General features: G+C 62.0%; 24 protein-coding genes. 8 read left to right on the top strand and 16 right to left on the bottom strand.

Going from position 1 to position 22,216, the window contains the following annotated elements; translation table 11 throughout:
- Positions 1-198: 198 nt before the first annotated feature.
- The 4 genes from FKL89_RS01025 to hppD form a co-directional block, all read right to left on the bottom strand.
- The gene (locus FKL89_RS01025; RefSeq protein WP_156860868.1) at positions 199-861 is read right to left on the bottom strand and encodes a carboxypeptidase-like regulatory domain-containing protein; all 663 of its coding nucleotides are present in this window, start codon (positions 859-861) and stop codon (positions 199-201) included.
- On the bottom strand, positions 858-1,355 hold the full coding sequence (locus tag FKL89_RS01020) for a hypothetical protein (RefSeq protein ID WP_156860867.1): 498 nt from the start codon (positions 1,353-1,355) through the stop codon (positions 858-860). The genes FKL89_RS01025 and FKL89_RS01020 overlap by 4 nt, the downstream gene beginning before the upstream one ends.
- Positions 1,352-2,056 (bottom strand): carboxypeptidase-like regulatory domain-containing protein, encoded by a 705-nt coding sequence (locus FKL89_RS01015; RefSeq protein WP_156860866.1) that lies wholly within the window; start codon positions 2,054-2,056, stop codon positions 1,352-1,354. Before FKL89_RS01015 ends, FKL89_RS01020 begins: the two co-directional genes overlap by 4 nt.
- Before the next feature lie 100 nt (positions 2,057-2,156).
- The gene (gene hppD / locus FKL89_RS01010) at positions 2,157-3,248 is read right to left on the bottom strand and encodes a 4-hydroxyphenylpyruvate dioxygenase (protein WP_156860865.1); all 1,092 of its coding nucleotides are present in this window, start codon (positions 3,246-3,248) and stop codon (positions 2,157-2,159) included.
- Positions 3,249-3,398: 150 nt separating this feature from the next.
- Between hppD and FKL89_RS01005 the strand changes: the two genes are divergently transcribed.
- From FKL89_RS01005 to FKL89_RS20250, 4 genes are all read left to right on the top strand, one after another.
- Positions 3,399-3,866 carry an Lrp/AsnC family transcriptional regulator gene (locus FKL89_RS01005; RefSeq protein WP_156860864.1) on the top strand — a complete coding sequence of 156 codons (468 nt, stop codon included), beginning with the start codon at positions 3,399-3,401 and terminating at the stop codon, positions 3,864-3,866.
- A gap of 168 nt (positions 3,867-4,034) precedes the next feature.
- Entirely contained in the window at positions 4,035-4,223 is a 189-nt protein-coding gene (locus FKL89_RS01000) for a hypothetical protein (protein WP_156860863.1), read from the top strand.
- Between the two features lie 299 nt (positions 4,224-4,522).
- Positions 4,523-6,640, top strand: a complete 2,118-nt coding sequence (locus FKL89_RS00995; protein WP_156860862.1) for a putative bifunctional diguanylate cyclase/phosphodiesterase — start codon at positions 4,523-4,525, stop codon at positions 6,638-6,640.
- Between the two features lie 47 nt (positions 6,641-6,687).
- The gene (locus tag FKL89_RS20250) at positions 6,688-7,518 is read left to right on the top strand and encodes a hypothetical protein (protein WP_181955212.1); all 831 of its coding nucleotides are present in this window, start codon (positions 6,688-6,690) and stop codon (positions 7,516-7,518) included.
- A gap of 415 nt (positions 7,519-7,933) precedes the next feature.
- Here FKL89_RS20250 and FKL89_RS00985 read toward each other — a convergent pair whose 3' ends face one another.
- Positions 7,934-8,575, bottom strand: a complete 642-nt coding sequence (locus tag FKL89_RS00985; protein ID WP_022580039.1) for a substrate-binding domain-containing protein — start codon at positions 8,573-8,575, stop codon at positions 7,934-7,936.
- A 121-nt stretch (positions 8,576-8,696) separates the two neighbouring features.
- Between FKL89_RS00985 and FKL89_RS00980 the strand changes: the two genes are divergently transcribed.
- On the top strand, positions 8,697-9,002 hold the full coding sequence (locus tag FKL89_RS00980; RefSeq protein WP_033990887.1) for a helix-turn-helix domain-containing protein: 306 nt from the start codon (positions 8,697-8,699) through the stop codon (positions 9,000-9,002).
- Between the two features lie 37 nt (positions 9,003-9,039).
- Here the strand turns inward: FKL89_RS00980 and FKL89_RS00975 are convergent, their stop codons facing one another.
- Genes FKL89_RS00975 through FKL89_RS00935 form a run of 9 tightly spaced genes read right to left on the bottom strand, consistent with a single transcriptional unit; the run spans position 9,040 to position 18,266 of the window.
- Positions 9,040-9,930, bottom strand: coding sequence for a LysR family transcriptional regulator (locus FKL89_RS00975; protein ID WP_033990885.1), 891 nt, complete (start codon positions 9,928-9,930; stop codon positions 9,040-9,042).
- 16 nt (positions 9,931-9,946) lie between these two features.
- Complete coding sequence (glyA, locus tag FKL89_RS00970) at positions 9,947-11,212, bottom strand: serine hydroxymethyltransferase (RefSeq protein ID WP_033990848.1); 1,266 nt, start codon at positions 11,210-11,212, stop codon at positions 9,947-9,949.
- Between the two features lie 24 nt (positions 11,213-11,236).
- On the bottom strand, positions 11,237-12,094 hold the full coding sequence (trpA, locus tag FKL89_RS00965; protein ID WP_022580041.1) for a tryptophan synthase subunit alpha: 858 nt from the start codon (positions 12,092-12,094) through the stop codon (positions 11,237-11,239).
- On the bottom strand, positions 12,091-13,326 hold the full coding sequence (gene trpB, locus FKL89_RS00960; RefSeq protein WP_022580042.1) for a tryptophan synthase subunit beta: 1,236 nt from the start codon (positions 13,324-13,326) through the stop codon (positions 12,091-12,093). The genes trpA and trpB overlap by 4 nt, the downstream gene beginning before the upstream one ends.
- On the bottom strand, positions 13,323-14,555 hold the full coding sequence (locus FKL89_RS00955) for an aspartate aminotransferase family protein (RefSeq protein WP_156864500.1): 1,233 nt from the start codon (positions 14,553-14,555) through the stop codon (positions 13,323-13,325). Before FKL89_RS00955 ends, trpB begins: the two co-directional genes overlap by 4 nt.
- A gap of 16 nt (positions 14,556-14,571) precedes the next feature.
- Positions 14,572-15,450 carry a pyridoxine/pyridoxal/pyridoxamine kinase gene (gene pdxK, locus FKL89_RS00950; protein ID WP_156860861.1) on the bottom strand — a complete coding sequence of 293 codons (879 nt, stop codon included), beginning with the start codon at positions 15,448-15,450 and terminating at the stop codon, positions 14,572-14,574.
- Positions 15,447-16,211, bottom strand: a complete 765-nt coding sequence (locus FKL89_RS00945; protein ID WP_125283033.1) for a GNAT family N-acetyltransferase — start codon at positions 16,209-16,211, stop codon at positions 15,447-15,449. The genes pdxK and FKL89_RS00945 overlap by 4 nt, the downstream gene beginning before the upstream one ends.
- Positions 16,204-17,031, bottom strand: a complete 828-nt coding sequence (locus FKL89_RS00940) for a YggS family pyridoxal phosphate-dependent enzyme (RefSeq protein WP_156860860.1) — start codon at positions 17,029-17,031, stop codon at positions 16,204-16,206. Before FKL89_RS00940 ends, FKL89_RS00945 begins: the two co-directional genes overlap by 8 nt.
- Positions 17,031-18,266, bottom strand: a complete 1,236-nt coding sequence (locus tag FKL89_RS00935) for a benzoate/H(+) symporter BenE family transporter (RefSeq protein WP_033990846.1) — start codon at positions 18,264-18,266, stop codon at positions 17,031-17,033. The genes FKL89_RS00940 and FKL89_RS00935 overlap by 1 nt, the downstream gene beginning before the upstream one ends.
- A gap of 108 nt (positions 18,267-18,374) precedes the next feature.
- Here FKL89_RS00935 and pdxR point away from each other — a divergent pair, with 108 nt between their 5' ends.
- Positions 18,375-19,889 (top strand): MocR-like pyridoxine biosynthesis transcription factor PdxR, encoded by a 1,515-nt coding sequence (gene pdxR, locus FKL89_RS00930; RefSeq protein ID WP_033990845.1) that lies wholly within the window; start codon positions 18,375-18,377, stop codon positions 19,887-19,889.
- A gap of 102 nt (positions 19,890-19,991) precedes the next feature.
- Here pdxR and FKL89_RS00925 read toward each other — a convergent pair whose 3' ends face one another.
- Together FKL89_RS00925 and FKL89_RS00920 are read right to left on the bottom strand one after the other, a co-directional pair.
- Entirely contained in the window at positions 19,992-20,327 is a 336-nt protein-coding gene (locus FKL89_RS00925) for a LysR substrate-binding domain-containing protein (RefSeq protein WP_162527350.1), read from the bottom strand.
- Complete coding sequence (locus FKL89_RS00920; protein ID WP_022580049.1) at positions 20,294-20,500, bottom strand: type 2 periplasmic-binding domain-containing protein; 207 nt, start codon at positions 20,498-20,500, stop codon at positions 20,294-20,296. The genes FKL89_RS00925 and FKL89_RS00920 overlap by 34 nt, the downstream gene beginning before the upstream one ends.
- Positions 20,501-20,778: 278 nt before the next feature.
- Between FKL89_RS00920 and FKL89_RS00915 the strand changes: the two genes are divergently transcribed.
- Positions 20,779-21,693: a WYL domain-containing transcriptional regulator gene (locus FKL89_RS00915; protein ID WP_033990843.1), complete on the top strand. Its 915-nt coding sequence runs from the start codon at positions 20,779-20,781 to the stop codon at positions 21,691-21,693.
- 10 nt (positions 21,694-21,703) lie between these two features.
- Positions 21,704-22,171: a BREX-3 system P-loop-containing protein BrxF gene (gene brxF / locus FKL89_RS00910; RefSeq protein WP_033990877.1), complete on the top strand. Its 468-nt coding sequence runs from the start codon at positions 21,704-21,706 to the stop codon at positions 22,169-22,171.
- The last annotated feature ends 45 nt before the right edge of the window (positions 22,172-22,216 follow it).

The raw sequence follows: 22,216 nt of genomic DNA, 5'->3' as shown, positions 1-22,216 counted from the left end.
GGGGAAATTGCGTTGGGTCTCCCGGGTTCGGAGCCCACGGGCGTGACTTCCGTAGGCCGACTCGCGTTTGCGCAGATGTTGTGAACATCACACTTGCAAAATACGCGGCCTCAGTGATGCGCGAATGTGTGTCGATCTCGTAGCTGTGCGAAGCGGCACAGGCGCCAACTGCGAGAAGACCAGCAATGCACTTTTTCACTATCTGCACCTTTGCGGTGAAAGGCCAGGTACGCCGCCAGATTTGCCTTGTCTCGCTAACTCTCCGGCAGCAACGGCATAAACCGTACCAAACTCCCTATTCAACTCCTCATGAAACGGCCAGCAGCCACAGCCCGCCCCGCCGATGTAGGACAGATACTTCGCCCGCTCCACTCTCGTCCCCGTGTCCCGCTTCATCGTCACATCCAGCACAATCGGCCCCGTCTTGCGGTCTCCACCGTCCCTGGTCTCCAGCCCCGCTCTCACCTCAATGCCCGTGTCAACATAGTCCTTCGCATACACCACCGGCAGAAACCGTGGCCGCCGCTCACTCAGCAGCGAGAGCTTCCATGGAAACTCCAGCTCGTTCTCCGGAATGCTGAAGCGCCCCTCGGCATCGGTGGTCGTGTAGTAGTCCGGCCCACACACCGGTGAGCTGCGCGCAAACGGAATCGGGATGTTGCTCACATCGCGCGACATGATGTACACAATCACATGCGCCCCCGCAATCGGCTTGCCCTCAGGGTCGTGAACAAAACCACTGCCTCCCCCAAAACTCGCAGCATGGGCCGCGGCAATGTTGAGGATGAGTGACGTCAGGACAACGAGCGCGTTGCTCGTCCAAGCCCGCAAGAGGCAGATCAGTGGTGTCCGCCATTTCATGTGTGCGCCCCTTGTGTAACCCTTGGATGTTTCTGGGCGTCACCAGACACTTCACCCCGGTTACAGGCAAACAGCGCCTTGGTGTCATCCTCACGCACCGCCCCGCGCGCCATCCAGTCCACCGGAAAATACGGCTCGTCGCGACCGTCAAACTGGGAGTAAAACCACCGTCGCTGCGGCTTGGGCGCACGGTACGCCTTCATCACCCAGCTGTTCTCGGCGTCAAAGGCGGTGGCGTAGCGATCCGCGCCTCCCACCTTCAGGGGATCGTAGTATTTTTGGCCGAGGCTGTAGTTCAGGACAAATCGGCCGTTCGCTTGCTGAGTACGAAACCGTGACTTGCCCAGGCCAAGTCGTTCGAACAATCCGATGGTCGTTGAGAAATTGCTTCTCTGGAACGCCTCATCGGTGATCCTAGCGCGAGTATCAATTTCGTACGCACACGCCAAATTGACAACCAGAATACATATGCCCGAAACCAATGATTTCTTCATTCGACACACCGCATTACATTCCCAGGCCGCCAAGCGACACTCGGTCGTCCAGGTTTGATGCCAAGTTGATCGTCGTATTCGTTCTGTGCGGCAGATAAAACTGTCTTGAACTCCCTATTCAACTCCTCATGAAACGGCCAGCAGCCACAGCCCGCCCCGCCGATGTAGGACAGATACTTCGCCCGCTCCACTCTCGTCCCCGTGTCCCGCTTCATCGTCACATCCAGCACAATCGGCCCCGTCTTGCGGTCCCCACCGTCCCTGGTCTCCAGCCCCGCTCTCACCTCAATGCCAGTGTCAACATAGTCCTTCGCATACACCACCGGCAGAAACCGTGGCCGCCGCTCACTCAGCAGCGAGAGCTTCCATGGAAACTCCAGCTCGTTCTCCGGAATGCTGAAGCGCCCCTCGGCATCCGTCGTGGTGTAGTAGTCCGGCCCACACACCGGTGAGCTGCGTGCAAACGGAATCGGGATGTTGCTCACATCGCGCGACATGATGTACACAATCACATGCGCCCCCGCAATCGGCTTGCCCTCAGGGTCGTGAACAAAACCACTGCCTCCCCCAAAACTCGCAGCATGGGCCGGCAGCGCGATTGCGTGGAGAACGGCGGCGAGCACCGCCGCAGTGGTGATGGCACACAGACTACGTGTGCGCGGATAACTCTGGCAAAGATCCAGCATGAAAAAGGGCGCCATATGACTCCATCACGAGTCTATTGACGCCCTTTGCTGCGGTCAACGCCGGCACGACATGTGCGCCAGCAAACAACGGCCATTCGCTGCGAATGTGGGTTCGCTATGCCTGAAGCACGCCCCTTCGAATCTGATCCAGCTCGATCGACTCGAACAATGCCTTGAAGTTGCCCTCGCCAAAACCTTGATTGCCCTTGCGCTGGATGATCTCGAAGAAGATCGGGCCGAAGATGTTCTGGGTGAAGATCTGCAGCAACAGGCCTGAATCCTCCGGCGCACCGTCCACAAGGATGGAGAGTTTTTGCAGCAGTTCGGTGTTCTCGCCGTGGTTCGGGATGCGCGTTGGCAATTGCTCGTAGTAGGTCGCCGGCGTCGTCTGGAACGGAATGGCCTTGGCGGTCAGCGCGTTCACCGTGTCATAGATGTCGTTGGTGCCGAAAGCGACGTGCTGGATGCCTTCGCCGTGGTAGGCGTGCAGGTATTCCTGAATCTGCGATTTGTCGTCGCTCGATTCGTTGATCGGGATGCGGATCTTGCCGCAAGGGCTGGTCATCGCCTTGCTCTTGAGGCCGGTCAGTTTGCCTTCGATGTCGAAGTAGCGAATCTCGCGGAAGTTGAACAGTCGCTCGTAGAAGCTGGCCCACTCTTCCATGCGGCCACGGTGTACGTTGTGGGTCAGGTGATCGACGTAGGTGAGACCGGCGCCAGCCGGCACGCGCGGTGCGCCGGCAATGGGCACGAAGTCGATATCGTAGATGGTGACGTTGTTGCCACCGTGCACCGAGTTGCCGTCGTAACGATCGACGAAATAGAGCAGCGAGTCGCCAATGCCCTTGATCGACGGGATGTTGAGCTCCATCGGGCCCGGATGCGCCTCAACACCCCAGGCGCCAAGTTCGACGGCGCGCTTGTAGGCCGCAGCCGCGTCCTTCACGCGGAAAGCGATGGCGCAGATCGACGGCCCGTGCACGCGGGCGAAGCTTTGCGCAAAGGACCCGGGCTCCGCATTCAGGATGAAGTTGATGTCGCCCTGCTTGTAGAGCAGCACGTTCTTGGAGCGGTGCTTGGCGACGGCGACGAAGCCCATTTGCTCAAACATCCGGCCCATCGCGGCGGGATCGGGGGCGGCGAATTCGATGAATTCGAAGCCGTCGGTGCCCATTGGGTTATCCCAAGTCTGAAATTGCGATGCCATCTGCTGCTCCTGAATCACGAATTGCGCGTTATCGGCCAAAACCCGAAATTCTGGCGTTGATCTTGCGCAATGAAAGCGCAAAAACATCCCCATTTGTGTGAATTTAGGGCGCATAATTGCTCAGTCGTTGACGCAAGAGACATTTCATCAATGGATCGCACTGATTTGCGCATTTTGGAGACCCTGCAAGGCGATGGTCGCCTCTCCAATATTGAGCTTGCCGAAAAAGTATCGCTGTCGGCTTCGCCCTGCCTGCGGCGGGTGCGCGCGCTGGAAGAGGCCGGCATCATCGCCGGCTATGCCGCGCTGCTTGACCCGGAAAAGCTTGGCCTCGGGCTCACGGTGCATCTGGATGTGGCGCTCGACAAGCGCGATGCCAAAGCACGCGATCGGCTCAAGGCGGCGGTGCAAACCTGGAGTGAGGTGACCTGGTGCCACTCGCTGTCGGGCGAGATGGATTACACCATGCAGGTGGTGATGCCTGATCTCAAGCACTACACATCATTCCTGATGGATCGGGTGCTGACGCTGCCGGGGGTGATCAACGTCAAGTCGAGCTTTGTGCTCGAAAAAGTGAAGGAGACCACCGTGCTGCCACTCACCTACATGGCGCCTTAACGCGACTGCGGCAACCCATTCGCGTAGCGCTTCCGCAACTGGCGCTACCACGCTGCGAGTCATCGCATGCCACTCGCGGCATGGAAAGCATCGCTCTACAGTTCGTTCCATCGAAGCACAGCGCCACACCAAGTGAAGTAACGGCGCGCCCACTGGAAGGAACCCATCATGAGCCGCCTGTTTTCTGTACTTAGCACCGCCGAAACGACAATGTCCGCCGTTGCCGCGTCATTGCTGTCGGTGACGACCATTGGTGTCGTACTCGCTGCGTTCTCGACCGCCACGCCGTCGGTGACTGACCATGATGTGGTGGTGATGGAGCGGGTCACGATCACCGCGCACCGCACCCCCGCCTGATCGTTATCCCCGCCCGCTGGAGTCGTGGGCGTTCGTCGACCGTCATCCAGCCCCAGCGCGCTGATCCGAGCCGACCACGCCGCTGCCACGCAGCAGCCATCAGCGCTGCCACTGCGCGCATGGCGTCACATTTGGGACATACGAGACAGTTGTCACCGTGCCGCAATAGCGGGTACCGTTTATTCGATTTGGCGGCTTGCGCTCCGTTGATGGCGGGCGTAGAGTGGCTCCCGATACCGAATTTTCCGAAGGGGTGCGACGCCGTCGCGTTGAAGTTGTGCTGACGGCTTCCGGGGGTGATGACGCGCGACAACTTTTCGTCGTTGTTCGATCTGCTGCCGATCGGGGCCTATCGCACCTCACCGGAAGGCAAGCAGTTGCGCGCCAATCAGGCGCTGGTGCGCCTCAACGGCTACGCCACCGAGGCCGAGATGCTCTCGGCGGTCAGTGATCTCGACAGCGAGTGGTATGTGTCGCCGCAGCGACGCGAAGAGTTCCGTCGCGCCATGGACACACAGGGCTTTGTGTCCAACTTCGTCTCCGAGGTCTATCGTCACAAAACCCGCGAACGGATCTGGATTCGCGAGCACGCTCACGTCGTGGTTGATGCCGAGGCTGGCACCCGTTACTACGAAGGCACCGTCGAGGACATCACCGCGCAGCGGCAAGCGCAACTGGCACTGGGCGCATCGGAGCGCCGCTTCCGCGCCTTGACCGAGAAAGCGCAGGTGATCACGCTGCTCTGTGATCAGGACCTGCGCATCCGCTACGCCAGTGCGGCGACGCGCACCATCCTTGGTCGCGAGCCGGATTCGATGCTCGACGCCCACGCGTTTGATTTCGTGCATCCTGCCGATTCGGCAGCCAGCCAGGCCGAGTTCGTACACGTCATCAGCAACACCAATTCCGGTACCGAAACCGTTTTGCGCGTACTGCACGCCAATGGCAGCTGGCGTTACCTCGCCACGCTGGCCAACAACCGCCTGGATGACGAGGCGGTGCGCGGTGTCGTGTTCAATCTGCGCGACGTCACCGACTCCCATCTCGCGCAGGAGCGGTTGCGCACCATGGCCAATGTCGATTCGTTGACCGGGCTGCGCAACCGGGCCGCGTTCGAGGCGGCGCTGCGCAACGTGATCGCCAGCGGCGACGAGCGCGTCGCCATTCATTTCATTGACCTCGATCGTTTCAAGCTGATCAACGACTCCCTCGGCCATGCGGTGGGGGATCATGTACTGCGCGCAATCGCCCGCCGCCTGCGCAACGCGGCGCCGGGCGGGGCGGTGGTCGCGCGAATGGGTGGCGACGAGTTTGCGGTGCTGGAGCGGATCGGCGAGCGCGGCCGCGATGCGATCGAAGCAACGGCGCGCGAACTGCTGCGGGTGCTGGCCGAGCCGATCGAGGTGGACGGTATCCGCTTCCAGATCAGCGCCAGCATCGGCGTGAGCCTGTTCCCCGAGCACGGCGGTGACTTCGAGACGCTGCTCAAGAACGCCGATCTGGCGATGTTCCGCGCCAAGTCGGAACAACGCGACGCGTTTCGCATCTTTGAACCGCCACTCGCCGCGGCCGCCGAGACCCGCATTACGCTGATGGCGGAGCTGCGTTCGGCCATTGAGGCGCGACAGTTCGAGGTCTTCTATCAGCCGCAGGTGGCACTGGAGAGTGGCGCCCTGCTCGGTGTCGAGGCGCTGGTGCGCTGGCGGCATCCGGAGCGCGGGCTGATCGAGCCGGCAGCATTCATCAGCGACGCCGAGGAGCTCGGACTGATCGGTCGTATCGGGTTCCAGGTGGCCGAGCAGGCGCTCGCCCAGCTATCGCACTGGCTGGCCAAATATGGGCGACCGCTGGTGATGGCGCTCAACATTTCGGCGTACCAGTTGCGTGATCCGGACTTCGTGCGCGAAATGCGCGCGCTGCTGGCACGCCACCCGGGCGTCGCGCAACAACTCGAACTCGAAATCACCGAGACGGCGCTGGTGCACTCGATCGAGGGCACGCCGGAAGCGTTGCGCCTGCTCAGCCAGTCGGGCGTGCGGGTGGTGCTCGACGATCTTGGCGTCGCCTATTCGGCGCTGTCGCACCTGAAGCACTTTCAGGTGCATGGCATCAAGCTCGATCGCGGCTTCGTCGGCGCTCTGCCGGACAGCCGGGTGGATTCGGCCATCGCGCGATCAATCATCGCGCTGGCCGACAGCCTCAATCTGCGACTGGTCGCCGAAGGCATCGAGCACGAGGACCAGCGTGAATACCTGCTCGCCCGCGGCTGCCGCGAGGGGCAGGGCTATCTGTTCGGGCGGCCAATGTGCGCGGCCGATATGGAGGTGATGATCGCGGCGATGGCGGCGAAGTCAGCCGTCACTTCTGCGCCCGCCACCGTTGACGGGGTAACGACCACCACTGCAGTCGCGCCGTAGTCAGGGCTGCTCCCGCAACGCGACATCGCGACAAACAGTCGGCACCAATGACGGTCGGTGCCCTGCTCGCGTGGTCGACGCCCAATGCCAATGGCATACTTGCTGCCGAGGGCAAAATGCCTGCGCTGAAAGTGACGCTGGATGACGCGGCGTTTTCATGCGCCGCGACGAACGAAACGCTCATCCGGCTCCAAGGCCCAACCACGACCACCATGACCCTGCCGCGCCACCTGCCGCATCCAACCCCCCTTCGTACCGCCGTCGTCGCCATTGCCTTGCTGCTGGCTGGCTGCGCGACGCCGCCACCGGCGCCACCCGCGCCGGCGCCGATCGCCGCCCCGGTGGAAACCGCGCCCGTACCGCCGCCATCACCGGCACCCGCAGTCGCGCCGCCGCCGGTCGCGCCAGCACCGCCACCGGTCACGCCGGAGCCGCCGCGCGAGGCAGCGCCGATCGAACTGCCGGACTATGCGCGGCGCGGCAAGCGGCTACCGGCCGACGGCGGTGCGCCCGGTCGCGCAGTGCTCGCCTACTGCCGAAGCTTCGAGCTTGACCGCGACGCCGGCGCTTACTACAACCGGTTGCAGCGGGAAAAGCGCCTGCCGCGCGAGGACGAGATCGCCCAGCGCAACCAGCAGAGCGGCCAGACGCTGACGCTGCGGCAATACGTCGAGCGCGACTGGGCGTTACGCCGCGACAACAACCGCAGTGCCCCGCAGCGCTGCAAGGTACTCGGCGGCAGCATCGAAGGCAACACCGCGCTGGTGGTGTTTGAGGCCGATCTCAATGGCCGCCGACAGCGCGGCACCGCCACCGTCCAGCTCACCAGCAAGGCCTGGAAGGTGCGTGATCACGGTGATTGGGCGCCGGTCAAATAGCGCCGGCGGGACATCATCTTTTGCTTCAAATGGCGTCGCAATTGGGCTTATGGCCTTAAATCGACTGAAGTCGACTTTCAACGATATTGCGCTCTGAGCCCAATGTGGATAATGGTTTCCGTCAAAAGATGATCATCGGTCATCGGGCATCTGGTCGTGCGCTGCGCGCCTCATCGAACCCGACACGTCACGAGCGGTTCGATTCCGTTGACCCAAACAAAAAAACGCCCGTCCGGGCGTTTTTTGGTGATGGAGCGGGTGAAGGGAATCACCCACGGCAACCAACCCATTGATTAATAAAGATTTTTTCTGGTTACCCAAGCCAGAAATGGCCTCTAAGCTTACCACCTCGGCCCTCTTGATGAAAGGCGAGTTTCCACCGCCTTCTGCTGGCGGCCACCGACAGCCACTGCGATCAGGAAGTGACCGATTTTGCGATCTGCAGTGCCCTTCGCTCGAATCGCTCGGAAACAGAGTTCGCTTGTCCCTGGGGTCTATGCAGGTGCGTCACGATCTTGTAGGGGCCGTCGTCCAGTGGCCGCATGCTGATTCCCCATCCATGGGCGCGCTTGATGCGCGATTGCGCGGATACCCCGACACCGTAGCCGGCAGAAACCCATAGCGCCATCATCTCGAAGGAAGTCACGTACTGGAGACTTTGCTGGTCAGTAGGCAGGCGCGAGAGCAGTCGATGATCCAGCGAAGAACAAGCCTCAGCCCTCCAGCGAAAAATCGGGTAGTCCTGTAGATCGGCGATGGTGAGCGATGCCTGATCCAGCAAGGGAAACCGCAGCGGCATCGCAACGGCCATGTGCTCAATCCACAGGGGTTGGGTTTGGAGGGCCGGATCGCTCGACCCTTGAAGCGACACCCCTACGTCATAGCGGCCTTCACGGACTCCATCAAACAACTCGTCACCTGCAACCTCAAGGAACGCGATGCTGACCTCGGGCTCTTGCGCACGCTGCAGCGCGAGCAGCGCCGAAAGCTGAGATGACGATACGCCTGGCGCTATTGCAAGCCTGAGGTGGGCAGGTTGGCTGGTGATGTTGTCCATGGAGAACCCACAGAAGCGACGAAGCAGGTCAAGGGCAAACCAGCATCATAGTAAAGAGAGAACTTTAACGTCTATATGTTTAACGTGGTTAATTTAAGAGGATTGTTTGACGCTTCTGTCGATGCAGAAGCTTACTATTCAGCCAGGTCGTCCACCTGGCACACCGACCTATGAATCCGAACCAGCATTAGCTTTCGGGCGGGCCGTGCGCGCCGCCCGCGTTGCGCAAGGAGTCGCTCAAGACGACTTTGCATTTCAGGCTGGAATATCGCGTTCGCACATGGGCAAGATCGAACGTGGGGAGCATGTGCCGACGCTGCCCCTGATACTGAAAATTGCTGTCGCACTCGGGATAAGCGCCAGCGAGTTGATGGCAGCGACTGAAAAGAACCTCAACTCTGGCAGTGAGCCGCAAGGCTCGCCATAAGCGGCCGCGAACTTCAGTTACGGCCCTTGCCGCCGCATCAATCGCCCGAGTGCGCGCGCAGGCGCGCGATGAACCGCTCCACCGACACCGGCATGCTCTCGCTGGTAGGTCGCAGCAAGTAGGTCGTGATGATCGCGGAATCCATAGCCAGGGGACGGATCACCACATCGGGGCGCGGGCTCGCCGCGGCCCTGGTTGCCATGATGAAGCCAACGCCGTAGCCCGCACCGACCAGGGTGAGCATCATGTCCAGCGAGGACACGTGCTCGGCGATGTCGGGCTCACGCTCCAACGGCCGCAGCAGCCGCGTCAGTTCGCGGTAGCTGCCTTCGCATATCTGCGGGTCGCATAAGACCAGTGGGTAGCTCGCGAGCTGGTGCAGCGGAACGGCCTTGTGTGAAAGCAAGGGGTGCCGGGCGGGCACCGCGACCACCAGCGAGTCGTGCCAGAGCGGCTCGGTCAGGATGTCATCGCCGACCTCCGCCGTGTGCGCGAACCCGATCGAGAAATCGCCCGAGCGCAACCCGCGCAACTGCTCGGCCAACGGCACTTCGGACAGACGAATCTCGATCTCCGGCTCTTCCTCGCGGCACCGGGCCAGGAGGCCTGACAGCCGGGGATCGATTGCGCCGTCGGACACGGCGATGCGAAGGCTTCCGCTCAGGCCCGCCGCGACCGCCTGAGCGTTCTCCTGAGCCTGCTTCAGCGCGGCGAACACCCTGCGCACGTCTTGCAGGAACGTTGCGCCCGCCTCGGTCAGTACCGTACCTCGGCGGTTGCGCACGAAGAGATCCACGCCCAGATCGTGCTCAAGCTCCTTGATGGCGCGGGACAATGGTGGCTGTTCGATATGAAGGCGCTCTGCTGCGCGCGTGAAATGCAACTCTTCTGCCAGGGTGATGAAGTAACGAAGGTGGCGCAGTTCCACGGACACAACCGAAAACCTATCGATACACCGGATGCTGACGACACAGCTCCATGACCTGTTCTCGAACACGCTCTGTGACTTGCTTGAGCTGACCACTTTCCAGCGCATCCAGCACATCGCACAGCCAACCCGCCAGTTGTTCGCACTCGGCCACGCCGAAGCCGCGCGTGGTCACGGCCGGCGTGCCAATGCGCAGCCCAGAGGTCACGAAGGGCGAGCGCGGGTCGTTGGGCACCGAGTTCTTGTTTGCGGTGATGTAGGCATCAGCCAGTGCGGCATCCGCGTCTTTGCCGGTGTACGGCTTGGCGGACAGGTCGATCAGCATCAGGTGGTTGTCGGTGCCACCGGAGACGATCTTATAGCCGCGCTGTTGGAGCACTACAGCCATTGCGCGGGCGTTGGTCACCACCTGGCGCTGGTAGGTCTTGAATTCGGGCTGGAGCGCTTCCTTGAAAGCCACCGCCTTGGCGGCGATGACATGCATCAATGGGCCGCCCTGGATGCCAGGAAACACCGCAGAATTGAGTTTCTTGTAGAAGTCTTCGTCCTGCCCCTTGGCCAGGATGATGCCGCCGCGCGGGCCGCGCAGGGTTTTGTGAGTGGTACTGGTCACCACATGGGCATGGGGTAGCGGGTTCGGGTATTCACCCGCTGCCACCAAGCCGGCGACGTGGGCCATGTCCACCCAGAAGATGGCGCCCGCCTTGTCGGCGATGGCGCGCATGCGCGCCCAGTCCTTGTGGCGCGAATAGGCCGAGAAACCGCCGATCAGCATCCTGGGCCGGGTTTCCAGCGCGATGCGCTCCATCTCGTCGTAGTCGATCAATCCCGTCTCGGGATCAAGTCCGTAGGGCACGATCTTGTAGTGCCGTCCCGAGAAGTTGGACGGATTGCCGTGGGTCAGGTGGCCGCCCTGGGCCAGATTCATGCCCATCACAGTATCGCCGGGGTTGGTCAGCGCCAGGAACACGGCCGCGTTGGCCTGGGCGCCCGCATGGGGCTGGACGTTGGCGTAGTCGCAGTCGAACAGCGCCTTGACCCGTTCGATGGCCAGACGCTCGGCCACGTCCACATGCTCGCAACCGCTGTAGTAGCGTTTGCCTGGATAGCCCTCGGCGTACTTGTTGGTCAGCACCGAGTTCTGGATGGCCATCACCAGCGGGCTGGCGTAGTTCTCGGAGGCGATCAGTTCAACGTGATCTTCCTGGCGGTGTTCTTCGTGCTGCACGGCTTCGGCCAGCTCGGGGTCGAAATCGGTGAGGGTCAGGGAAGTGTCATACATGGGATTGATCCTTTGTTCTAGAAGTCAGGTTTTGGAATGTTCGGGGTTGAAGGCGTGATCCGGTTCGGGCGCGTCCAGATCCAGTTGCTGGCGCACATCGCGGATCAAGTCGCTGGCCGCCGCCAACGCTTCGGCTGCCGGTTTGCCAGCCAGACTTTCGATCAGCCAGGAGCCGATCACGACGGCATCGGCCATCTGGGCGACGGCGCTGGCCGTGGCGGCATCGCGGACGCCGAACCCGACACCGACGGGTATGCGCACATGGCGACGGATGCGCCCCAGCGTGTCCTGTACTTGAGCCAGATCCAGCGCGCTGGTGCCGGTGATGCCCTTGACGGAAACGCAGTAGACATAGCCACCAGCACGTTCGGCTACCTGCCGGATGCGGCGCTCGGTGGATGTCGGTGCCAGCAAGAAGATCAGTTCGAGGCCGTGGCTGCGTAGTTCCGAGGCCAGATTGCCGGACGCCTCCGGCGGGTAATCGACCACCAAGACACCGTCCACGCCCGCCTCTGCAGCATTGGCCGCGAAGGCGCCGGGCTGGCGCAGAAAGTCGTAGCGTTCGATGGGGTTGGCATAGCCCATCAACACCACAGGCGTGTCGGTGTCCGACTCGCGAAAGCGTCGCACCTGATCGAACACCTGCAGCAGGCCGATGCCCTGGCGCAAGGCGTACTCACTGGCTGCCTGGATGGTCGGGCCATCAGCCGACGGATCGGAGAATGGCACGCCCAGTTCGATGATGTCGGCACCGGCTTCGACCAATACGTGCATCAGCGCCGGAGTGATGTCCACGCCGGGGTAGCCGGCGGTGACATAGGGGATCAGCGCCTTGCGCCCCTGTCGTCGCAGACGCTGGAAGGTCGTGTCAAGGCGGCTCATGACTGACCTCCCATGGCGCCCGCCCGAGCCATTACCGTTTCCATATCCTTGTCGCCCCGGCCGGATAGGTTGACCAAGATGGCTTGGTCACTGGGCAGCGTGGCCGCCAGCTTGAGCGCATAGGCGACGGCGTGGCTGGCTTCCAGCGCGGGAATGATGCCTTCCACACGACTGAGCAGATGGAAGGCGCGCAATGCCTCGTCGTCGGTGGCGCCAACGTACTCGGCTCGGCCGGTTTCGTGCAGCCAGGCGTGCTCCGGCCCGACCCCTGGATAGTCCAGACCGGCGCTGATGCTGTGGGTTTCCCGCACCTGACCGTTGTCGTCCTGAAGGATGAGCGAGCGGTTGCCGTGCAACACGCCAGGACTGCCGCGCTGGATCGACGCGGCATGTCGGCCGGTATCCAGCCCCAGCCCCGCCGCCTCGACACCGATCAGGCGCACCGCCTCGTGTTCGATGTACGGATGGAAAATGCCGATGGCGTTGCTGCCGCCCCCGACGCAGGCGATGACTGCATCAGGGTGCTGCTTCGGGATACCCAAGCGTTTGAACAACGCTGGCGTCTGGATCAGGCACTCCTTGCCGATCACAGTCTGGAAGTCCCGCACCATGGTCGGGTACGGGTGCATGCCGGCTACCGAACCAATCAGATAGAAGGTGTGATCGACATTCGTGACCCAATCTCGGATCGCATCGTTCATGGCGTCCTTCAGTGTGCGCGAGCCGGAAGTCACCGGCACCACTGTCGCCCCCAGCAGCGCCATGCGTTGGACATTGGGGCGTTGCCGCTCAATGTCCTCGCTGCCCATATAGATCACGCATTCCAGGCCGTAACGGGCGCAGATCGTCGCGGTGGCAACACCATGCTGACCCGCGCCGGTCTCGGCGATGATGCGCCGCTTGCCCATGCGCCGAGCTAGCATGGCCTGGCCAATCACATTGTTGATCTTGTGGGCGCCGGTATGGTTGAGGTCTTCGCGCTTGAGAAAGATATGTGCGCCGCCCGTCTCCTCACTGAGGCGTCGGGCGTAGTACACCGGCGAGGGACGCCCGACGTAATCGGCCAGCTCCTCCTCGAACTCGGCAATGAAGTCGGGATCGTCGCGATAGCGTCGATAGGCCGCCTGCAGTGCTTCGACCGCCTGATCCAGCGTTGCGCTGATGAAACTTCCGCCGAAACGACCGAAGAAGCCATCGGCGTCGGGTTGGTCGTATTTGGGTTTCTGCGTCACAGCATTACTTCCTGTTGCGCGGCTCCGGTTTTCGTTTCCAGGTCATCCACCGCGAACGCTGCCAACAATCTGGTGACGCGGGCCACGATGTCGTCGATCTGCGCTTCGGTGCAGACCAGCGATGGCAACAGCCGAATGGTGCTGTCGCGGGTCACTGTGATAAGCAGACGCTGTTCGTCCAGCGCCCGTCCGACCAGTTCCTTGCAGGGTCTGTCCAGTTCGATACCCGCCATCAGTCCCTGGCCCCGAATGACGATGACGCTCGGGTGATCGCCCAGCGCGCCCTGTAGGCCCGCGAGCAGGCGAGCGCCCAACACAGCGGCCCGCTCCGGCAGCTGATCGCGGGCCATGATGTCGAGCACAGTGCAGGCCACGCGGCAGGCCAGAGGATTGCCGCCAAAGGTCGAGCCATGCTGGCCGGGGGAGAACAGGTCAGCCGCCGCGCCACGCGCCAGGCAGGCGCCGATGGGAAAACCATTGCCCAGCGCTTTCGCCAGGGTCATCACGTCCGGCGTGATGCCGGCGTGTTGGTGTCCGAACCAGGTGCCGGTGCGGCCCATACCGGCCTGAATCTCGTCGAGCATTAGCAACCAGCCGTGCTGGTCGCACAGCGCACGCAGTTCGCGCAGATAGTCGGTATTGGCAACGCGGATGCCGCCTTCACCCTGCACCGGCTCGATCAGCACAGCCACGATGTCATTCTCTTGTGCTGCTACCCGACGCACCGCCTCGATGTCGTCGTAGGGCACGCGCAGGAAGCCTGGCAGCAACGGCTCGAAGCCTTGCTGCTTGGTGGGGTTGCCGGAGGCGGAAAGCGTCGCGATGGTGCGGCCATGAAAGCCGTTTTCCATCACGAGAATCTTAGGCTCCGCTACCTGCTTGCGATGACCGTACAGTCTGGCCAGCTTGAGGGCGGCTTCGTTGGCCTCGGCTCCCGAATTGCAGAAAAAGACCCTTTGCATGCCTGTCAGCGCACACAGCCGCTCGCCCAACCGTTCCTGCCAGTCGATACGGAAGACGTTGGAGGTATGCAGCAGCATTCCCGCCTGCTCGGCGATAACGGCGGCGATCTCCGGCTGGGCGTGGCCCAGGCTGGTCACTGCGACACCGGCAATGGCATCCAGATATTCCACGCCCTGTTCATCCCAAAGCTGCGCGCCGCTACCACGCACGAAGGAAACAGGTTGGCGTGCATAGGCGCGCATCAGGTGGGAAGTGACTGGTTTCATGGAAAAGTCCTCAGATTCAATTCGATAGGTAGTGGTGTACATATTCATGTACCTGTATTTCGTAGTTGCCGTGGCTGTTCGCCATCGGTGGCAACAACAGTTCGGCGCATCGCGCCTGTTCTGTATGGCGTAGCGCGCGCACAACCTGGCGACACGCTTGGGCGGCGGCCTGTGACAGGCCAGTCCCGTTGATCCAGTGCCCGGCCAAGGTGGCGCAAAACAGGTCGCCGGTGCCCTTGGGTGTGGCATGAATATGCGGATGTGCAATGACCTCGGCTTGCGTGCGGGTAACAAGCACCACCTGCATCTCATCCTGCGCCCAGGTATCCGGCGCGGCACTGGTCACCGCGACCCATTGGGTACGCCCCATCAGCAAGGTGCGGGCGGCGGTAATGACGCTTTCGACGTCGTTCACCGCCAACCCGGTCAGGTGTGCCAGTTCAAAGCCATTGGGTGTCAGCCCATCGGCCAGTGGCAACAAATCACGGCGGTAGGCATCCACCAGACTGGGATCGACATAGATGCCGTGGTCGTGGTCACCCATCACTGGGTCGATCACGATGCGCAGGTCTGCACGTTCTTTCAGCAGAGCCCGCATCCAACGGGCCAAGGCTTGAGCCTGCGCCGGGTTGCCAAGGTAGCCAGCCAGAATGGTGCGAAGCGCATGCAACGCTCCGCGCGCCGAAAGATCCTGCAAATAGCCTTCGAACCATTCGGTGGGCAACGCGCCACCGTGTATCGTCGGGTAGTGCGGTGTGTTGCTGAATACCACGGTGGGAACAGCAGCCACTGACAACCCCAGCGCCTCCAGGGCCGGAACCGCGACATTGTTTCCGACTCGGCCATAGACGACCTGTGACTGCACCGACACCACATTGATGTCCAAAGGTTTCATGGCAGCCCCCGGAGTAGCGTCGCCTCTCCGCCTTCCAGGCCCCAACCGGACGAGGCGATACGCTCGCGGATAAATTGCAGACGGCTAATCTGAACTCCATGGGTGTTGAAGTTCTGCGGATGCAACCAATGCAGGAAAGCGGCCTTGGCTACCGGCCATTCACTATCGAGGAGGGAGAACCAGGCCGTGTCACGGTTGCGGCTTTTATAGATCGCCGCCTGGCGAAACGTGCCTTCGTACTGAAATCCAAGACGTTCTGCAGCATTGCGTGAACGCTGGTTGCAACTGTCACACTTCCACTCGTAGCGCCGATAGCCCAGCGTTTCGAACACGTAGGTCATCAACAGGAAATGCGCCTCGGTGGCGATGCGCGAGCGTTGCAAGGCAGGCGAGAACGCCACGAAGCCGACTTCAATAACGCCGTGCTCGGCTTGCTCGCGCATCAGCGCCAAGGTACCCACCGCTTGGCCAGTACACAGATCGACAACGGCGAAATGCCGCGGATCAGTCTGCACGGCTATCCGCTCCAAATATGCCCGTAGCGCTGGCGCATCCGCAAAAGGCCCGACCGATAGATAAGTCCAGTCCCGGCCGTCGAGTGCCTGCCCATAGGCTGCGCACAAAGCATCGGCGTGATGCATGGGGCTCAGTGGCTCAAGAAGACACTTACTACCCCTGAGCATGACATCGGTCGCCCGGGCTTTGGGGCGCCAATCCGGTACAGGCGCCCCGACAGGCAAGAAAACATTCCCGCTATTCATCATGATCAGATTTCCCTGCCTCTGCCTCTGCCTCGCTTGGCCAGTAATAGCTATCCGGCAAGGGTCTGGCACCGAAAATGGCCTGTCCGACACGCACCACGGTGGCACCTTCCTCGATGGCGATCTCGAAATCGCCGGACATGCCCATCGACAATTCATCCAGCCCGATACCAGCGGGCGCGCTCTGCCGTAGCTGGTCACGCAAGGTGCGCAGCAACACGAAACACTGGCGCACCTGTTCGGCCTCGCCGGAGAACAGTGCAAGCGTCATCAAACCGCGCACGCGCAGCGCCGAAAACGCAGGCAGCGCCTGGATAAAGGTCGGCACGTCCTCGGGAGCCAGACCGTATTTGCTGGCTTCGTCGGAAGTGTTGACCTGCACAAACACGTCCAGCGAACGTCCTTCGACCTGCAAGCGGCGATCCAGCGCCTCGGCCACGCGCAGACTGTCCAGCGCCTGGAACTCGGTGGCGAAGCGCGCCACCAGCTTGGCCTTGTTGGTTTGCAGATGGCCGATCACCGACCACTGCAGGTCGGTCAAGTCCTGCATGGCCTCCCACTTGCGCCAGGCTTCCTGCACCTTGTTCTCGCCCAGCATCCGGCAGCCCGCCGCGTAGGCCAGGCGCAGGCTGGCCTCGGGCTTGGTCTTGCTGACCGGCAGCAGGCGCACGGTCGCCGGATCGCGGCCAACGCGATGGCAGGCCGCGTCGATACGCGCCTGCACCGCCGCCAGATTCCGCTGGAAATCCTCAACCGTGATGGCCTCTGGATACCGACCGTGCTGGTCGTGATGGGTCTGTGTGTCGGTAAGTGCTGGCATCAGTTCGCCCCCTTGTTGACCGGCGTTGGCGCAATGGCGGATGCCTTCTGCGGCAAACGGCCATTGAGTACCGCATAAGCCACCAGGCCGATTACCAAGCCCCAGAACGCACCGCCAATGCCCAGCAGGGTGATGTTGGCGGCTGCCGCCAGGAAAGTGATCAGCGAGGCTTCACGAGTCTTGGCATCGCTCATGGCACCGGCAAGGCTGCCGCCAATGGTGCCCAGCAGCGCCAGGCCCGCCAGCGTGGTGATGAAGGTTGCCGGGAAGGCCATGAAAACGGCGGCCAGCGTCACCCCAAACACACCAACCAGGATGTAGAACACGCCAGCGGCAATACCGGCGATCCAGCGCTTGTCCGGGTTCTCGTGCGCCTCCCGACCGGTACAGATGGCAGCCGTGATCGCGGCGATGTTGAAGGCGTGTGAACCGAATGGCGCCATCAGCAGGGAGCCGAGCCCGGTGACCGTCACGATGGGGTTGGCACTGGTTCTGAAGCCGTCATTGCGCAGCACCAGCATGCCCGGCATGTATTGTCCGGTCAGGGTGATGAGGAACAACGGCAGCGCCACGCTCAGTAAGGCATTGAGCGAAAACTCGGGCATGGTGAAGATCGGTGCGGCCAGCTTCAGGGTCAGCCCCGACAGATCGACGCGATCCTGAATAAGCAGGAAAGCCAGTCCCAGCACCAAGATGCCCACCACCGCATAGCGCGCAGTAAAGCGCTTGAGCACCACATAGGCGACGATCAACAGCCCCGCCAATAGTGGGTCGATGCTCATGCCGCCGAAGGCGCCGATGCCGAACTGGAGCAGGATGCCAGCCAGCAGCCCGGCGGCCACGCCCGGTGGAATCAGGCGGATGACCCGCTCGAACCAGCCCGACAGTCCGAGCACCACGAAGGCTGCGGCCGAGATCAGGTAAGCGCCGATTGCTTCTGCATAAGGCGTGGTCGCCAGTGCTGTGACCAGAAACGCCGCTGCCGGTGTTGACCAGGCGGTGATGATCGGTTCGCGGGACACCCAACTCAGGATGATCCCCGTCACGCCCACACCGATGGAAATCGACCACACCCACGAGGCCGTCAGCTCCGGGCTGAGACCGGCCACCTTGGCGGCCTGAAACACCAGGATGAAGGTGCCGCCGTAGTTGACGATGACCGAGATCAGGCCAGCCACGATGGGATGGGTGAGATCGTTCCAGCGAACGGACGAAACGGACGGGACGGTTGACATGGCCTGACGGTGACTCCTGGCAAATCAAATAAATGGCTTGTGAAACATATTTATAGACTTAAAATGGCGTGATGTTCCCTGCCATTTTTATGATGAGATACAGACCAATTGTTCAAGCACGCCCAACTTGAATCCGTCAAAGCCTGGATCGGCGACCCCGCGCAGGGCGCCTTGCCCCTGCACGCCCGCGTGCAGCGGGCCATTCGCCAGTTGATCCTTGATGGTGCGCTCGATGCAGGTAGGCCCTTGCCCGCGTCGCGTGCTTTGGCGAAGTCGCTGGGGGTTTCCCGCGATACGGTGGAGGCGGCCTACAGCCAGTTGCACGCCGAAGGTTTTATCGAGCGGCGGGTAGGCAGCGGCAGCTTCGTGTCGGAGCGAACCCAGCGCTTGTCTGGACGCGGCAAGCCTCGGCGCACGAGCGTGGATCACAAAGCATTACTACGCCTCAGCCAACGCGGCGATTCCATGCTCCAGAGCGGTGGTCTGCGCGACTTCCTGATGCCGCGTCCGTTCGCGCCCGGTGTTCCGGAAACCCGAAGCTTTCCGCTACAGACCTGGGAGCGCCTGCAACGGCAGGTGTTGAAGGAATATGGCACCCAGGCGCTGCTGCACAGCCCACCGCAAGGCATGGAACCGCTGCGTCGCGCCATCGCCGATTACGTCAATCTCGAACGTGGTGCACGTGCCACGCCCGAGCGCGTGTTGGTGCTGACCAGCTCCCAGCAAGCCCTGACCCTGTGCGCCACCGTGCTGCTCGATGCGGGCGAGCGCATTTTTCTTGAAGACCCCGTGTACCACGGCGCCCGCAAGGCGTTCGACGCTGCCGGACTGGAATGCGTACCCGTGCCGCTGGATGCCGACGGCCTGCGGGTGGAGCATGTACTTGAAACAACCAGGGCATCCGCTGAACCGCCCAGGGCGGTGTTCCTGACGCCATCGCACCAGTTCCCCACCGGCGCAACGCTGGCATTGGATCGGCGTCTGGCCATCATCGAATGGGCCAGAGAGCACCAGGGCTGGATCATCGAAGACGACTACGACAGCGAGTTTCACTATGCCGGCAAACCCACCGCCTGCGTGCAGGGACTTGATCCCCATGAGCGGACGATCTATATCGGCACCTTCACCAAATCGTTGTTCCCAGGACTGCGCATCGGCTACATGGTGCTGCCGCCGCCACTGGTCACACCCATGACGGTGGCCCGCACCCTACTGGATGGACACAGCGCGCCGATTCCGCAACTCACCCTGGCACGCTTCATTGAAGGCGGCCACTTCGGCGCGCATGTGCGCACCATGCGCGCCGTCTATGCCGAACGACGCGACGTGCTGGCGCGGCTGGTGCGCGAGCACCTGGCCGAGTTCGTGGAACCGCGAGTGCCGGCCGGGGGCATGCAGATGCCTTGCGTATTCATCCGCGACATCCCTGAGCGCGAGGCTGTGGAATCGGCCCGCCGGGCTGGGATCGACCTGCTGGGTCTGACGGCACTGCATGCGTCGAGCCGCAGCTCAGCAGGCAAAGCCAAGGCGGGCTTCCTGATGGGCTTCGCTGCCCATGCGCCCCACGAACTGGAAGTCGCCATCAAGAAGCTGGCAAATATACTGCGCGCGCTGTGCCGCTGATGCGTGTGAGAAGCGCGAGATTTCAAACCTTGCATTCGATGTTGTTCAAATCGACCGTATGACAAGTGCCTGGAGAGTGCAGTCGGACTGGCCCTCTGCGGACTAACCTAGACGCGCGATGAAGCGATCCAGTTGCTCCGAATCTTTGTTCACCGGACGCAGTACGTAGGTCGTGAGTGTGGGAGGGGAAGCGTCCATGATCGATCGCACCGCCACGCCGGGGTGGCGATTGACGACCGTCTGGGCCTCCATCATCAGGCCCAGTCCGTATCCTGCGGCCACCAACGTCAACATCATGTCCAGCGACGTCGCCTGCTCGACCAGAGTGGGTTCGTTAGCCAGCGAGCGCAGCAGTTGTAACAACTGGCGATAGAATCCCTCGCAGGCGACAGGGTGACCCGCTATCAGCGGATAGCGGAGCAGTTCAGCCCACGGCACTTGGCGGTGGACAAGCAGCGGATGACGGGCAGAACAGCCAGAACCAGCGGGTCATGCCAGATGGCTTGGGCCACGATGCCCTCGCCCACATCATCGGTGCGGGCGAAACCGGCATCAAAGAGACCTTCACGCAAGCCGCGCAACTGCTCGGCCAAGGTCAGTCGCAGTTCCATGGGCCGTGCTCCTGTTCCCTATCAAGGATCTATTCGCACCTGTTCCTGTTCGCGGGGGGCTGCTGGAAGCACGCTACTCCACGCCGTTCCTGGTGCGCTCCGCTGGACTGATCGCCTACTCGTCCACGTCAGATCACTCATTTGCGCCTCAAAAAATGGTTATCATAATGCAGCGTATTAGCAAGCCAGCTTAGATTTATAGACGTCTTTTCAAGCGGCTCATATACTTTCTGCAGAAATCTGCATAAGCATTCGCTAACCCGAACGAGCCAACCAGGATGCCCCACGAACAGCTTGCCGATCTAACCCAGCCACAGCGCGACCGGCTCGCGTTCGTGGAGTTGCGCGTGCGCTTCATTGGGGAGATGCGCCGCCAGGACTTGGTCGCGCGGTTTGGTATCCAGTCCGCTGCTGCGTCCAGGGACCTGGCGCTGTACAAGGAAATCGCCCCCGGCAACATCGACTACGACGGCAAAGGCAAGTTCTACGTCCTCGGCCCGAGCTTCCAGCCGATCTTCGATTTCCCGCCCGAGCGGGTGTTGTCGTGGCTGACGCAGGGTTTTGGCGACGGTGAACCGATGCGCATCAAAGCCTGGGTGGCCAGCGAGAGCCCGTCCCGGCTCACCCACCCTGACCTGGACATCCTGGCGAGCGTGACTCGTGCCATCCACTACGAATGCCCGATGGGGATCGAGTACCACTCCATCTCCAGTGGCCGCACCGTGCGGGAGATCGTCCCGTTCGCGCTGATCGACAACGGCCTGCGTTGGCACGTCCGCGCCTTCGACCGCAAATCGCAGGAGTTCCGGGATTTCGTTATCACCCGCATCAAGCGCCCTGTGGTGCGCAAGGGGCAGCCCGTGGCGCCCCACGAAATGAACGATCAGGACATTCAGTGGACCCGGATCGTCGAGCTGGAGCTGGTTCCTCACCCGGATCAACCCCGGCCAGAAATCACCGAAATGGACTACGGCATGCGGGGCGGTGTGCTGCACATGAAGCTGCGCGCCGCCACGGCTGGCTACATCTTGCGCAAATGGAGTGTGGACTGCTCCCCCGACCACAATCTGCGCGGCCCCGAGTACCGGCTTTGGTTGAGGAACCACCTCGCCATCTATGGTGTGCGCAGCGCGGTGCTGGCGCCGGGTTATCGCTCCCCTGATCAACAACGACTCGAAGCCGAGACGGACTGATGGGATGAGCATGCTCGCAAAACTGGAACGACTCATCGGCGAAATCGGCGACGTCAACAGCAAGTTGATCCTACTGGTCGGCACCAGCCGCAGTGGCAAGACCCAACTGCTGCGCCAGCTCAGCGCCAAGCTCAACATCGAGCCGCTCAACGTCGGCCTGGAGCTGGGGCGTCGCCTGGCCGCCACGCCGAACAACAAACGCGGCTTCTCAGCAGGCGAACTGCTGCGCGAGATCGCGCTGCTTGAACAATTCGGGGAACGAACCGAAATCCCGCTGCTGCTCGACAACCTGGAGTTGCTGTTCGAGCCCAGCTTGCAGATCAACCCGCTTGACCTCGTCAAGCGGCTGGCGCACTCCAAGCGCGTCGTGGCCGTCTGGCCTGGCGAGTTGCGCGGTGATCGGCTGATCTATGCCGACATGAGCCATCCAGAACACCGTGACTACAGCCAGGACGGTGTGGTCGTACTCGAAATTTGACCGAATTTACGAAAACTGCGGGAAGAGAGAAGCATATGGGTACGA

The sequence above is a fragment of the Casimicrobium huifangae genome (assembly GCF_009746125.1).
GTDB classification, from domain to species: Bacteria; Pseudomonadota; Gammaproteobacteria; order Burkholderiales; family Casimicrobiaceae; genus Casimicrobium; species Casimicrobium huifangae.
The sequence above is the reverse complement of the archived record's forward strand: the minus strand, read 5'-3'. Positions and strand labels throughout refer to the sequence as shown.